Genomic DNA, 14,109 nt, shown 5'->3' on the forward strand with positions numbered 1-14,109 from the left:
TGTATATTTGCCCCGCCCAATAATTTATTGGTAATAAGGGGCTTTTTTTATGGTCAATATTAATGGAAATTTAATCGTAGATAATGAAGCAACATTATCTATCGCTAATAGAGGATATGCATATGGTGATGCATTATTTGAAACGATTCGTGTAAACTCGGGAACAATTCTTTTCTGGGAAGATCATTATTTTAGATTAATGGCTTCTATGAGAATTCTTAGAATGGAAATACCAATGAATTTTACCCCGGAATTTTTACAACAAGAAATTTTAGAGCTTATTCAAGAAAATGGATTTATGAATTCATCCGTTAGAGTTAAAATTATTGTTAATAGAAAAGAAGGTGGATTGTATACTCCTAATTTTAATAGTATAGATTATTCTATTTCTGTAACACCATTAAATTCTTCATTTTATACTATTTCTAGTACTTCTTATGAAGTTACATTGTTTAAAGATCATTACATAGCTCCTGATTTATTATCTACATTAAAATCTAATAATAAGTTGGTAAATATTTTAGGAAGTATTTTTACAAAAGAAAATGGTTTTGAAAATTGTTTGTTGTTGAATACTAACAAAATGGTTCTTGAGGCATTAAATGGTAATTTGTTTTTGATTAAGGGAAACAAAATTAAGACTCCACCAGTTGCTGATGGTTGTTTAAAAGGAATTTTGCGTACTCAATTGTTGAGGATTTTGGAAAAATTACCGGAGTATGAGGTAGAAGAAGCATCGATTTCGCCATTTGAACTTCAGAAAGCTGATGAGTTGTTTATTACCAATGTAATTACAGGAATACAGCCTATTACAAAGTTTAGGAAAAAGGAATATACATCAGAAGTAACAAGAAGGTTGCTAGGTGTATTAAATGCAAGAATAAGAATAGGAGGTTAGTTATAGCTAGGATCTTCTGGAGCGTTTGACCATAGAAGATATTCTCCACCTAATTCTATCATCTTTTCTTTCCAGAAAGTATCATACGATTTACCAATGATATTTTTTTCATAGGTGTTTTTTACAATTACCCAAGAATTAGCTTCTAACTCTTGTATAAGTTGCTCCGCATCCCAGCCAGAATAGCCTAAGAAAAAGCGAATCTCATTCGGTGTGATTTTGTTTTCTTCAATTAAACTTGATACTACAGAGAAATCACCTCCCCAGTAGATGCCAGAAGAAATTTCAACACTGTTAGGAATCAAATGAGGAACTTTGTGAATAAAATATAAATTATCTTGTTCTACTGGTCCACCATTGTATATTTTAAATTCTGATTCTACTTCTGGAACTAGATCAGATAAAACATAATCTAAAGGTTTATTCATGATAAACCCTATCGAACCTTGATCACTATGATCTGCAAGAAGCACAACCGAACGATTAAAAGAAACATCACCGATAATAGACGGCTCGGCAATCAGAAGATGTCCTTTTGAAGGTTGAAGTGAAATCATAGTTGGTGTAGTTTGTATTAAAACTAAATAATTATTTTTAATAATCAAAGAGGAAGTTTGACTTTTACTGATAATCCATAAAAAAAAGCTCCCTAAAAAGAGAGCTTTCTATAATATCAAAAACTAAATAAATTAGTTAACTGAACTAGATAAATCTGCACCAGCTTTGAACTTTACAACATTTTTAGCAGCGATCTTGATAGTTTTACCTGTTTGAGGGTTTCTACCTTCTCTTGCAGCTCTTTTAGAAACTGACCAAGAACCGAATCCTACTAAAGAAACACGGTCACCTTTTTTAAGAGAACCTTCAACATTTCCTAAGAAAGATTCTAAAGCTTTCTTTGCTGCTGCTTTTGTAATTCCAGCGTCAGCTGCCATTGCATCGATTAATTCTGTTTTGTTCATAATTCTGTTTTTAAATTAATTGTTGGTTAAACCAAATTTTTGTTAAACGCTCTACAAATTTATACGGATTTATGATTCGTGCAAGGATTAGCCCAGTAAATACGGGGTTTTGTTGATAACTCAACACGATTGTTAATAAACCTGTACGTTTTCTATGAATTTTCTTACTCTAGTGATAGCAAGGGCTCAGGCCATTTTAGCATCCTTGTAAAAGGTATACCCATTTAAGAGTGCTTTCGCTTCCATAGCTTTTTTCCCCGGAAGTTGAATTTTATTTAGAATAATGTACCCATTGGCTACTGCCACTTTGATTATAGAATCTTCTACGATAATTTTTCCAATATCAAAATTATGTTCTTCTTCCTCTATTTCCGTATCATATATTTTAATAGAAATTTCTTCACCTTTATTATATAATAATGACCAAGCAGTTGGGTATGGACTTAATCCTCTAATGAGGTTATAAATAGTTTTGATATTATCATTCCAATTGACCTTAGTATTGTCTCGATGGAGTTTGTAGGCAGTTTTTAATTCTTTATCTTCTTTTGGCTGCATTTTGGTTGTGACCGTTTCGTTCTCAATTGCTTTAATTGTGTCGATTACTAAAGAAGCTCCGTTTACCATTAATGTGTCATGAAGTGTTCCAGCAGTTTCATGATCTTGTATTTCAATTTCTTTTTGAAGAATAATATGTCCAGTATCTATCTTTTCATCAATAAAAAAAGTAGTAATACCCGTTTTTTGTTCCCCATTTATAATAGCCCAATTAATCGGAGCTGCTCCTCTATATTGTGGCAATAAAGATGCATGAAGGTTAAATGTTCCATATGTAGGCATGTCCCAAACTACTTTTGGTAACATCCTAAACGCAACAACAATATTTAAATTTGCATTTAAATCTTTTAAGTTTTTGATAAACCCCTCATCTTTTAAATTTGTAGGTTGCAGTATAGGTAGATTTTGTGATAAGGCATATTCTTTTACTGCAGAAGCTTTTAATTTTCTACCTCTTCCTGCAGGTCTATCCGGAGCTGTAATAACACCAACTACGGTATAATTATTTTCGATAATTGTTCGTAAGGTCTCTACAGCGAAATCTGGAGTTCCCATAAACAGAATTTTTAAGTCTTTCATTATGTTATACTAGTTGATAGTTATTGTAAGAATCAATTCTTATGATATTGTGTTCATTTAATTCTCTGAGGATTTTTAAGGCAATATCTTCAGGGCATTTTAGTTGCATTAAAAGATCTCTAGAGGATAATTCATTTTTTTGTAAAAGATTGATTACTGTATTTCTGATTTCTCGGGGATCAATTGAATTGGCATTATTAGAACGACATACGCTGCACATACCACAATCTTTAGTATCCTTTTCTCCAAAGTAATCAAGCAGTTGTCTACTTCTACATATTGTTTCATTTTGCACGAATCTAATCATGGTTTTTACCTTATTTGATTTAGAAGCGTGTAGTTCTTCAATAAATGGTTTTATGCGATTAATAGTGTGATCATCTTCTCTAGGGACTAGAAAAGTGATATCAGCATCAGTTAATTGATTATTAAAAACGAGTAGTTCTGCTTCTTCTAATCTTTTTAAAACATCTATAACTTCTTTTTCGCTTATATTTATTTTAGAAGCTATTAGTGATAGATTTATTTTTACTTCTTCATCAAAAACACCTCCATATGTTCTTAGAATAGCTTTGGTGGTTAATTCTAAATGAGGATTTTTTTCTAAGTATCCCAATAAATGATTTCCGGTGGTTGTAATATGGAGGGAACTTTTTTTAGTAAATCGTTGTGTAAAATTAATAATACTGCAACGATCTAAAAATTGTAAAGCATTATATGTTATTAAGGTGCTAAGGCTGTAAGTCTTGCAAAATTCATTAAAATTAAAGCCATGGGTAGTTTGTTCTCCCTCTCCATAGGATATCCTGAAATAATTGCACAATTTGCGGTATATCAATTTTACAAAATCTACATTAGGGAGTACTTTGATAAATTGATTTTGAACTCTAATAATATCATTTTCGTTTTTGAGAAGAAAAGCATAAGAAATCTCTCCATCTCTTCCGGCTCTTCCGGCTTCTTGAAAATAACTTTCGATACTCTCTGGGATATTATAATGAATAACAGTTTTTACATTGGCTTTATCGATCCCCATACCAAAAGCATTGGTCGCAACCATAACTCTAATATCTTCCCTTAACCATTGATGAAAACGTTTTGTTTTTTCTTTAGAGTCTACACCACCGTGATAGTAAGTTGTTTTATATCCGCTAGCGTTTAAAAAGTCACTAATCTCTACCGCAGATTTTCGATTTCTAACATAAATGATAGAACTTCCTTGATATCGTTTTAAGATTCGAACAAGTTTATCACTTTTATCCAGAGTATGATAAACCATATATCCTAAATTACTTCTAAAAAAAGATTGTTTAAAGGTTTTAGGTTGAAATAAATCTAACTCTTTAATAATGTCATCCGCTACATTAGGAGTTGCTGATGCAGTAAGAGCAATCATCGGAACAGCGGGTTTGATCTCTCTTAATATTTTGATTTTCTTGTAAGAAGGTCTAAAGTCGTTACCCCATTGAGAAATACAATGAGCTTCATCGATCGCAATAAGATTAATGTTCATTTTCTTTAAACGCTCTTGTACTAAATCCTGTTGCAGCCTTTCTGGTGAGAGGTATAGAAATTTGTAATTCCCATAAATACAGTTATCTAAAAGTGTATCTAATTCTGAGTGTTTAATTCCGCTGGTTAATGCAATGGCTTTTATACCTTTTTGTTGCAAATGCTCAACCTGATCTTGCATAAGTGCGATTAAAGGAGATATAACTATGCAAATTCCAGGTTTAAATAGCGCAGGAATTTGAAAACAAATGGATTTTCCGCCTCCAGTAGGAAGTAAAGCAAATGTATCATTATCTTCTATAACAGCATTGATGATTTCTTCTTGTAGCGGTCTAAAAGAATCATGATTCCAAATCTTTTTTAATAATTGGATAGGGGTGGCCATCAATACTATATTACGTGTTGTAATATAAAAGTACTACGTTCTTTTACATTTCCAAAAGGAACTTCAATACAATTGTATCCAAATTTTGAATACATCTCTAATAAATGATGATGAATTTGTTGTGCCTCATCAAAACTTTCATAACGTTGTTCATCTGAAGTATAGATTTCTTTCCAGGGGGGTAATAAAAAAATCTGATTATAAGGGTGTTTTGTGCAAGCTTCTACAAAAGTATTATCATATGTTTGTTTAAACAGATTCATATATGCTAAGACATCAGGAATTCCTCTATCATAAAAAGCGATATTTTTATCATTAGCAATAGGATCATTATACTGAGCAATCCTACCATTTAGTAATTGCATATTAAAATCATATGGATCAGAAACAGATACTATTGGATTAGAGACTATCTCTATAGTATCGTTATTATCTTTTACCTCTTGGGTAATACTTCTAATAAATTCAGGAAAACAAAAGAAGCCTTCTTCTTCAAGATTTTTAATAATAGATGTTTTTCCTGTTGAAGGACCTCCGGTGATAACTATTTTGTGCTTTGCCAAAGAAATATTTTTTTTGCGAATTTCGTAATTATTAACTGATTTTGAAAATATGTAAACAATGATACCATAAAGCTCTGTTAAAGTTGAATTTGTCGATCTGTATTTTTAGTAACTTGATTAACAAATTAGGGATTATTCTCTTATTTAGACTAATTAAATACAAATCCTAAAAATAAAACTCATGCCTGTTTATAATCTAAAAGTAAATGGTCAATCGCTTTCTGTAGAAGCGGATGAAGACACACCTTTGTTATGGGTTCTGCGAGATCATTTTGATCTGGTTGGAACTAAATTTGGTTGTGGTATCGGACAATGTGGGGCCTGTACCGTACATGCGGATGGTGTCGCAACAAGAAGTTGTTTATTAAAGGTTTCTGTAGCAACAGAAATGAAAATTACTACGATAGAAGGTTTGTCAAAAGACATTACTCATCCAGTACAACAAGCCTGGAAGGAAATTGATGTTCCCCAATGTGGATATTGTCAAGCTGGACAAATTATGACCGCTGCAGCTTTTCTAGATCAGAACCCTAATCCAAATAAAGAGGAGATTAGAGACGCAATGAGTGGGAATCTATGCAGATGTGCTTCTTACAATAGAATAGAGAAAGCAGTAGAACAAGCAGCAAGTAAAATAAGTTAACCAATATAAATTCTAAACTAATGAAACGTATAACAACTCCTTCGGTAAGTAGAAGGTCATTTATAAGAACATCAGCTTTAGCAGGTGGCGGAATCTTAATTGGTTTTAATTTGTTTCAATCTTGTAAACCAGAAGTAGCACCACCAGTAGATATTGCAGATTTAAACTTTAACGATTTTAATGCTTTTATTAAAATTGCAGATAATGGAATGGTAACAATTTTTTCGCCAAATCCTGAAATTGGACAAGGTGTAAAAACATCGATGCCGATGTTAATCGCAGAAGAATTAGATGTAGATTGGGAAAATGTTCTTGTAGCGCAAGGAGCATTAGATACTAAAAATTTCACTAGACAAGTTGCTGGAGGAAGTCAATCTCTAAGGCATGGGTGGGAACCGCTAAGACAAACGGGAGCTACCGCAAGACAAATGCTTATTAATGCGGCTGCTGCAAAATGGGGAGTTGACCCTAGTACTTGTAAAACAAAAAGCGGAGTTATTTCTAATGGTAATGGGGAAACTTTAGGGTATGGAGAAGTCGTAAAAGAAGCAGCTTCTTTAAAAGTTCCGGAAAAAGTAAAACTTAAAGACCCTAAAGATTTTACGATTATAGGAAAGGATATTTATAATGTTGATATAGATAAAATCATTTCTGGAAAACCTCTATATGGGATGGATTATAAAGAAGATGGGATGGTCTATGTCTCCGTTGTTCGGCCTCCTGCATTTGGTAAAAAACTAAATGATTTTGATGCTACAGAAGCAAAAAAAGTAAACGGCGTTATAGATGTTTTTAAGTTTGGAGATAAAATAGCAGTATTGGCAGAAAATACATGGTCTGCCATGAAAGGTAAAAAAATAGTGAAGGCAAAATGGATGGATGACTCCAAACTTGAAAATACTAAGGATCATGATAAGATTTTAGTAGATCTTTTAAATGGTAATGAGTTTAATACAATGCGCGCGGATGGTGATGTAAAAAAAGCGTTTGCCGCTGCGGATAAAGTTGTAGAACGTACCTATGAGTCACCGTTTCTTCCTCATAACTGTATGGAACCCATGAATTTCTTTGCTCACGTTACTGCTGAGAAAGTTAAGTTGGTTGGACCAATACAGACACCTGCAGGAACAGCTAGAAGAGTTGCGGAGTTATTAGATAGAAAACCAGAAGAAGTATCTGTGGACATGACAAGAATGGGAGGTGGATTTGGAAGAAGATTATATGGAGATTTTGCTCTAGAAGCTGCAGAAATTTCTAATATAGCAAAGAAACCAGTAAAGGTAGTATATTCTAGGGAGGATGATATGTCTGCAGGAATCTATAGACCTGCTATAAAATATAGAATAAGCGCAGCGATTAAGGATGGTAAACTAACGGGGTATCATTTAAAAGAAGCTGCAATTAATTCTAATATGTATGGATTAATTCCAAATTTCTTTCCAGCAGGAGCGATAGAGAACTATCAAGTTGATGTTGCAAAATATGATAGTAATATAACCATTGGAGCTTGGAGAGCACCATATACTAATTTTTTAGCATTTGCTGAACAAAGTTTTTTTGATGAATTAGCAGAAGCAATGGAGGTTGATAATATTCAACTTAGATTAGATTTATTACAAAATGTAAAAGGTCATAAAGACGAAAGAATACAATATTCTCCAGAACGATTAGAGCAGGTGATTAAAACGGCTGTAGAGAAATCAGAGTGGGGTAAGAAGCCAGAAGGCGTATATCAAGGGTTTAGTTCTTATTATTGTCATAATACTCATGTGGCTGAAGTTGCAGATGTGGTATTGGAGAATGATCAACCTGTGATAAAAAAGATAACTTGTGTAGTGGATTGTGGGATCGTAGTCAATCCTCTAGGAGCAAAAAATCAAATAGAAGGAGGAGTTATTGATGGAATAGGTCATGCGATGTATGGTGATTTTTCTTTTGAAAATGGAGAACCACAGGATACTAACTTTAACACATATCGCTTAATTCGTATGAATGAAACTCCAGTTGTAGAGACTCATTTTATCGAAAGTGATATTGCTCCTACTGGATTAGGAGAGCCAACGTTGCCTCCAGCAGGAGCAGCAATAGCTAATGCAATAAAAGCAGCTAAAGGAGTTAGGCTTACAAAACAGCCTTTCGTTAAAAACATGAAAAACGAGACATTGTTAGGTAGTGTATGACGCATGAGTTTAAAGAAATAATAACTTCATATAAAGAAGCTAATAAGAAAGGTATAAGAGCTGTCATGGCAACTATTGTTGATGTTGATGGCTCATCATACCGACGTCCAGGTGTTGGAATGCTTATCCTAGAAAATGGAGAGATGACTGGAGCTGTTAGTGGAGGGTGTGTTGAGAAAGAAGTGCTGCGACAATCACAATCAGTTTTTGCTGATAATAGGGCTAAAATAATGACTTATAATGGTAGATACCGTTTAGGTTGCGAAGGTGTTTTGTATATTTTGATAGAACCATTTTCTATTCATAGTGATGTAATTACTACAATAGAGGATTATCTGTTTTCTCGAATACCTTTCGAGATTAATTCTCATTATACTAAAAAAGAAGATTTTGTTGGGACAATGGGGTCCACGATTTCTTTTGGGGACTTTAAAGAGCTTAAATTTTCAAGTTGTTTTGATATCCATTTAGTTAAAAATAATATAAGTTTTGACTGTTTTTCACGAAGTATGGAACCTTGTTTTCGATTGATAATTATTGGTTGGGAACATGATGCAATTGAGTTATGTGCAATTGCAAATGCCACAGGATGGGAAGTAGAGATTGTGAATACTCCAAAAAAACCAAAAATTGCATCGGATTTTCCTGGGGCTACCAAAGTATTGAATCAATCTCCTGAAGAGTTAGTCATAGATAAAGTAGATAAACAAACTGCAATTATTTTGATGACTCATAATTTTGCTAAGGATTTGTTATATCTACAAGCTATAAAAAACGCATTGCCTGTCTATATAGGTTTGTTAGGTCCTTCTAAAAGAAGAGAAAAAATTCTTTCTGCATTTATTGAGTATTTTCCGGATGTTAATGAAGAGTTTATAGATTGTATTTATGGACCTGCTGGTTTAAACCTTGGTGCAGAAACTCCTCAGGAAATTGCAATTTCCATCATTGCAGAAATTTTATCTGTAGTTCGTGATCAGGAGCCAATTTCATTGCAGGATAAAGTAGGCGGTATTCATGGATCTTCGAAACAAGAAAAATTAGATAAAATATCTTCTCATAATTAATAGAATTGTTCATATCATATTAGCCGCTGGATCTTCTAGTCGTATGGGTGCTCCTAAGCAGCTATTATCTTGGCAAGGTGATTCATTAATCGTAAACGAAATTAAAAAGTCATTAAATCTAGAGTTAGTTGAAACTTATGTTGTGTTAGGAGCAAATTTTGAATTAATAGAAAAAGAGATCAAGGGGTATCCAATTCATATTTTGAATAATAAACAATGGAAGCTAGGGATGGGATGTTCTATTAATTTTGGGGTACGATATCTTCTGAGTAATCAAGTAGATTTTGATGCAGTATTATTTTCATTAGTAGATCAACCTTTAATAAATGTAAATCATTTAAGCCGTTTGATATCGAAATTTGATTCCAATCCTAATAGAATTATTGCTACTAAAATGAAAAATAGAACAGGAGTTCCAGCTATTTTTCCGAATACCTTTTGTTCTGAATTATCAGAGCTTAAGGAGGATTTTGGTGCTCGATACATTATTGAAAGACATATGGACGATTTGATAACTATTGATGGTGGTGATAGAACAATTGATATCGATACGTTAGAACAGTATAATGCATTGCTGAAAATGAAAAAAGAGTAGAGAGTGCCATTCTGATATATGAATGAGAAGGTGTATCTTTACCCAAAAAATTTGTAATACATGAGTGATGCTCCTAATTCTGAAGAATTTTATAAAAAACTAAAAATTCAATTAGCTGATACTGCTTTATGGCCTACAGCTTATTTGTATAAATTTATAGTTCCTACGGATATTGAAAAAATAAATCTAATCGAAAAAATATTTGATAACCTGGGTGCGGTTATTACGACTAAACAATCAAAAAACGGGAAGTACACAAGTGTTTCTATCAATGTAAGAATGAAGAATCCCGATCAGGTAATCTCTAAGTATAAAGAAGTAGCTGATAAAGTAGAAGGAGTTATTTCTCTATAACCAAAATATTTTTAGATACTTAATAAACATACTAATATTATTTTAGTATTTTGCAAAACAATTAATGAGCTACTGAAAAGTCTACGCGTTAACAAGGCTGTTTTATAACTTACCATTCCTTTTTAGAGAAGCTCATATTACTATAGATTTTATGGATGTTAACAATCATATGGAAATAAATAATTTAGAATATAATACCGAGCGTGAAAAGCTTATTATACCAGAGTATGGTCGTCATTTACAAAAAATGATTGATCAGGCGGTGGAAATAGAGGATAAAGAAGAAAGAAATAAAGTAGCTAAGGCTATTATTGCTGTTATGGGAAATCTACAACCTCACCTTAGAGATGTGCCGGATTTTCAACATAAATTATGGGATCAATTATTTATTATTAGTGATTTTAAATTAGATGTAGAAGCTCCTTATCCAATACTAACAAAAGAAAAGTTAGAAGAAAGACCGGAGCCTTTAGAATACCCTCAGAATTTCCCAAAGTATCGTTACTATGGTAACAATATTAAAAGAATGATAGATGTTGCTGTTAGTTGGGAAGAAGGAGATTTAAAAACTGCCTTAACTTATACCATTGCAAATCACATGAAAAAATGTTATTTGAATTGGAATAAAGATACAGTAGATGATCATGCAATTTTTAATCATCTTTTAGAATTAAGTGATGGTAAAATAGATCTTAGAGATAGTACTGAAGAACTAAGTACAGCCTCAGATTTAATGAGAGGTAAAAAGAAAAATTATCGTTCTGGAGGTTCTAATAAAAAGAATTACAGAGGTGGCAGCAATCGAGGAAAAAAACGTTATTAACCAATACCAATATACATAACCCATTTACTTTTATGAGTACTTTTCAGATAGAAGGAGGGCATCAGCTCAAAGGTGAAATTACACCTCAAGGAGCTAAAAATGAGGCCCTACAAATTCTTTGTGCAGTATTATTAACCCCAGAAAAAGTGACTATTTCTAATATTCCAGATATTAGAGATGTCAATAAGCTTATAGAAATCCTTAGGAATTTGGGGGTTAAAATCCAGAAGCTAGGTAAGGGTAAATATACTTTTAAGAGTGATGAATTAAATTTAGAATACCTAGAAAGTGAACAGTTTAAACAAGAAGGTAGTGGTTTAAGAGGTTCTATCATGATTGTAGGGCCTTTGCTAGGAAGATTTGGTAAAGGGTATATTCCTCGCCCTGGAGGGGATAAAATAGGACGTAGAAGATTAGATACACACTTTGAAGGATTTATTAATCTTGGTGCTGAGTTTAGATATAATAAAGAAGAACGCTTTTATGGAGTTGAGGCTCCAGAAGGATTGACAGGAACTTACATGTTATTGGATGAAGCTTCTGTTACAGGTACTGCAAATATTGTAATGGCTGCTGCTTTGGCAAAAGGGAAAACTACAATTTATAATGCAGCTTGTGAACCATACTTACAACAATTATGTAAGATGGTAAATTCCATGGGAGGCAAGATAAAAGGAGTTGGTTCTAACTTACTGACTATCGAAGGAGTAGAGTCTTTAGGTGGTTGTGAACATAGAGTGCTGCCTGATATGATAGAGATTGGTTCTTGGATAGGTTTGGCTGCAATGACCAAAAGTGAAATAACTATTAAAAATGTAAGTTGGGAAAATTTAGGAGTAATACCGAATACATTCAGAAAACTTGGTATTACTTTAGAAAGAATAGGTGATGATATATATATACCTGCACATGTTGATGGGTATCAAATAGAAAGTTATATAGATGGTTTATTCATGACCATTGCAGATGCACCTTGGCCAGGTTTTACACCAGATTTGTTAAGTATTGTTTTGGTGGTGGCTACGCAAGCAAGAGGAGAAGTGATGGTACATCAGAAGATGTTCGAAAGTCGTTTATTCTTTGTAGATAAACTTATAGATATGGGGGCTAAAATCATTTTATGTGATCCACATAGAGCAACTATTATAGGCCATGATTTTAAATCGACCTTAAAAGCGACAACTATGGTGTCTCCAGATATAAGAGCTGGAATATCCCTATTAATAGCGGCTTTGAGTGCTAAAGGAACATCAACTATTCATAATATCGAACAGATTGATCGCGGGTATGAAGATATAGATGATCGTTTAAGAGCTATTGGAGCAAAAATTATACGTATCGTATAGATTCTTAGAGAATAAGAGAGTAAAGAAATATATAAATAAAAAGAGGAACTTTAAAAAAGTTCCTCTTTTTATTTATATAAAGGATACTCGTACTTTCTTTTTCTTTAGTCTTGTGTTTGTAACTTGTTCAATTACCTTTTTTGCTTTAGAAGCTTTGACTGCAACAAAAGCACAATCTGGTTTGATTTCTATAATGCCTAGTTCTTCTTTGCTTAAATTTCCTTGTTTGAAGAAAAGCCCAGCGATATCACCTTTGGATATTTTATCTCTTCTTCCTCCAGAAATAAATAAAGTTTTCCAGTCTGATTGTTTAGGAATAGGAGCATCAACTAATTCCTCGATTTCAGGATCAATGATGAAGTCAGGAAGTGGTTCGTTTTTCCATTGTAAGATGTAAGCGGTTCCGTCTGCATTCATTCTTGCGGTTCTACCATTTCTATGAGTAAATTCCTGACTTTTTAGTGGTAAATGATAGTGAATTATATATTTTATTTCAGGAATATCAATTCCTCTTGCAGCTAGATCCGTAGCAATTATAATTTGGTGAGTTCCGTTACGAAATTTAATTAATGTACGTTCTCTATCTTTCTGCTCCATTCCACCGTAAAAACAACCATGACTGATTTTATGTTCTTTTAAATAATCACTTACTCGTTGTATAGAGTCTTTGTAATTACAAAAGATAATCCCTGGTTGGTTTCCGATATGACTTAGAGCTTTTACTAATATAGGTAATTTGTCTTTTGTATCAGAAACGATACTTTTTATTCGCAATTGCGAATGACCTTCATCTAGATAGTCAATCTGAACGGGATTATGTAGCCCAACAAATTCTGGAACACTTACTTCTTGAGTTGCCGATGTTAAAACTCTCTTTTGAATATTTGGCAAATTTTCTATAATCTCGGTCATTTCTTTTTCAAATCCGATTTCCAATGATTTATCGAATTCATCAAGAACAATTGTTTTTATAGAATCGATAGAAAAATTGTCCCTTCGTAAACGATCAGCAACTCTTCCCGGCGTCCCGATTAGAATTGCAGGACGATGTTTTAAATCTAATCTATCTTGCGACCCAGATCTTCCTCCGTATACTGCATTTATTTTATATCCGGTACCCATATCTCTTGCTACTTGCTCAATCTGAATAGCTAGTTCTCTGGAAGGTACAAGAATTAGTGTTTGTATTTCGGTACAATTTTTATCAAGTGCTTCGATGACGGGTAGGAGAAAAGCCAATGTTTTTCCAGTACCTGTAGGTGATAGTAATACTATATTGTCACTAGAAGATATTGCTAATTTGGCTTCTTCTTGCATAGGGTTAAGCTTTTCAATCCCTAGTTTTTGCAATATAAGTTGTTGGTTTTTTACAATAGTTGACATCGTGCAAAGGTACAGTTAATTAGCGCTTAAATTCAATAAAATTTAGAAACGAATAGAATAAAATTAGGACTCTTTGCTTGATTTTTCTTATATTTTGACTTGAGTTAGATACTTCACATTTCACGCAGATACATCTTATAGGTTGTTTAGGGAAGGTTTATTTTTATTTTTTTTAGTAAGTATTTACATCGTTTCAGAGAAAATTCCCTAAATTTAATTACGCAACATCACTTTAAATACATTTTATTGACCGATTGATTT

At 33.0% G+C, this 14,109-nt stretch carries 14 protein-coding genes; 8 read left to right on the forward strand and 6 right to left on the reverse strand.

Going from position 1 to position 14,109, the window contains the following annotated elements; translation table 11 throughout:
- The first annotated feature begins 49 nt into the window (after positions 1-49).
- Positions 50-898: an aminotransferase class IV gene (locus H526_RS0100300; RefSeq protein WP_027391126.1), complete on the forward strand. Its 849-nt coding sequence runs from the start codon at positions 50-52 to the stop codon at positions 896-898.
- On the opposite strand, the gene H526_RS0100305 is transcribed toward H526_RS0100300, so the two are convergent.
- The 5 genes from H526_RS0100305 to H526_RS0100325 all read right to left on the reverse strand — a co-directional run bounded on the left by H526_RS0100305 (position 895) and on the right by H526_RS0100325 (position 5,457).
- A complete protein-coding gene (locus H526_RS0100305) occupies positions 895-1,455 on the reverse strand; it encodes a YqgE/AlgH family protein (RefSeq protein ID WP_027391127.1) in 561 nt (186 codons plus the stop codon). The two genes, H526_RS0100300 and H526_RS0100305, sit on opposite strands and share 4 nt — an antisense overlap.
- 132 nt (positions 1,456-1,587) lie before the next feature.
- Positions 1,588-1,860: an HU family DNA-binding protein gene (locus H526_RS0100310; RefSeq protein ID WP_027391128.1), complete on the reverse strand. Its 273-nt coding sequence runs from the start codon at positions 1,858-1,860 to the stop codon at positions 1,588-1,590.
- A gap of 186 nt (positions 1,861-2,046) precedes the next feature.
- Positions 2,047-2,997 carry a methionyl-tRNA formyltransferase gene (gene fmt / locus H526_RS0100315; RefSeq protein ID WP_027391129.1) on the reverse strand — a complete coding sequence of 317 codons (951 nt, stop codon included), beginning with the start codon at positions 2,995-2,997 and terminating at the stop codon, positions 2,047-2,049.
- 4 nt (positions 2,998-3,001) lie between these two features.
- The gene (locus H526_RS0100320; RefSeq protein ID WP_027391130.1) at positions 3,002-4,894 is read right to left on the reverse strand and encodes a RecQ family ATP-dependent DNA helicase; all 1,893 of its coding nucleotides are present in this window, start codon (positions 4,892-4,894) and stop codon (positions 3,002-3,004) included.
- Between the two features lie 5 nt (positions 4,895-4,899).
- On the reverse strand, positions 4,900-5,457 hold the full coding sequence (locus H526_RS0100325; RefSeq protein ID WP_027391131.1) for an AAA family ATPase: 558 nt from the start codon (positions 5,455-5,457) through the stop codon (positions 4,900-4,902).
- A gap of 181 nt (positions 5,458-5,638) precedes the next feature.
- Between H526_RS0100325 and H526_RS0100330 the strand changes: the two genes are divergently transcribed.
- The 7 genes from H526_RS0100330 to murA all read left to right on the forward strand — a co-directional run bounded on the left by H526_RS0100330 (position 5,639) and on the right by murA (position 12,465).
- Entirely contained in the window at positions 5,639-6,100 is a 462-nt protein-coding gene (locus H526_RS0100330) for a (2Fe-2S)-binding protein (RefSeq protein WP_027391132.1), read from the forward strand.
- Between the two features lie 20 nt (positions 6,101-6,120).
- Positions 6,121-8,280: a xanthine dehydrogenase family protein molybdopterin-binding subunit gene (locus H526_RS0100335; protein ID WP_027391133.1), complete on the forward strand. Its 2,160-nt coding sequence runs from the start codon at positions 6,121-6,123 to the stop codon at positions 8,278-8,280.
- A complete protein-coding gene (locus H526_RS0100340) occupies positions 8,277-9,347 on the forward strand; it encodes an XdhC family protein (protein WP_027391134.1) in 1,071 nt (356 codons plus the stop codon). Before H526_RS0100335 ends, H526_RS0100340 begins: the two co-directional genes overlap by 4 nt.
- A 16-nt stretch (positions 9,348-9,363) precedes the next feature.
- Complete coding sequence (locus H526_RS0100345; RefSeq protein WP_281171932.1) at positions 9,364-9,942, forward strand: nucleotidyltransferase family protein; 579 nt, start codon at positions 9,364-9,366, stop codon at positions 9,940-9,942.
- A gap of 60 nt (positions 9,943-10,002) precedes the next feature.
- Positions 10,003-10,296: a DUF493 family protein gene (locus H526_RS0100350; RefSeq protein WP_027391136.1), complete on the forward strand. Its 294-nt coding sequence runs from the start codon at positions 10,003-10,005 to the stop codon at positions 10,294-10,296.
- A gap of 151 nt (positions 10,297-10,447) precedes the next feature.
- Complete coding sequence (locus tag H526_RS0100355) at positions 10,448-11,119, forward strand: DUF4290 domain-containing protein (RefSeq protein ID WP_233557651.1); 672 nt, start codon at positions 10,448-10,450, stop codon at positions 11,117-11,119.
- A 32-nt stretch (positions 11,120-11,151) separates the two neighbouring features.
- Positions 11,152-12,465, forward strand: coding sequence for a UDP-N-acetylglucosamine 1-carboxyvinyltransferase (gene murA, locus H526_RS0100360; protein ID WP_027391138.1), 1,314 nt, complete (start codon positions 11,152-11,154; stop codon positions 12,463-12,465).
- Between the two features lie 72 nt (positions 12,466-12,537).
- Here the strand turns inward: murA and H526_RS0100365 are convergent, their stop codons facing one another.
- Positions 12,538-13,848, reverse strand: coding sequence for a DEAD/DEAH box helicase (locus tag H526_RS0100365; RefSeq protein ID WP_027391139.1), 1,311 nt, complete (start codon positions 13,846-13,848; stop codon positions 12,538-12,540).
- Positions 13,849-14,109 lie beyond the last annotated feature (261 nt).

This window comes from Aquimarina latercula DSM 2041, from assembly GCF_000430645.1.
GTDB lineage: Bacteria > Bacteroidota > Bacteroidia > Flavobacteriales > Flavobacteriaceae > Aquimarina > Aquimarina latercula.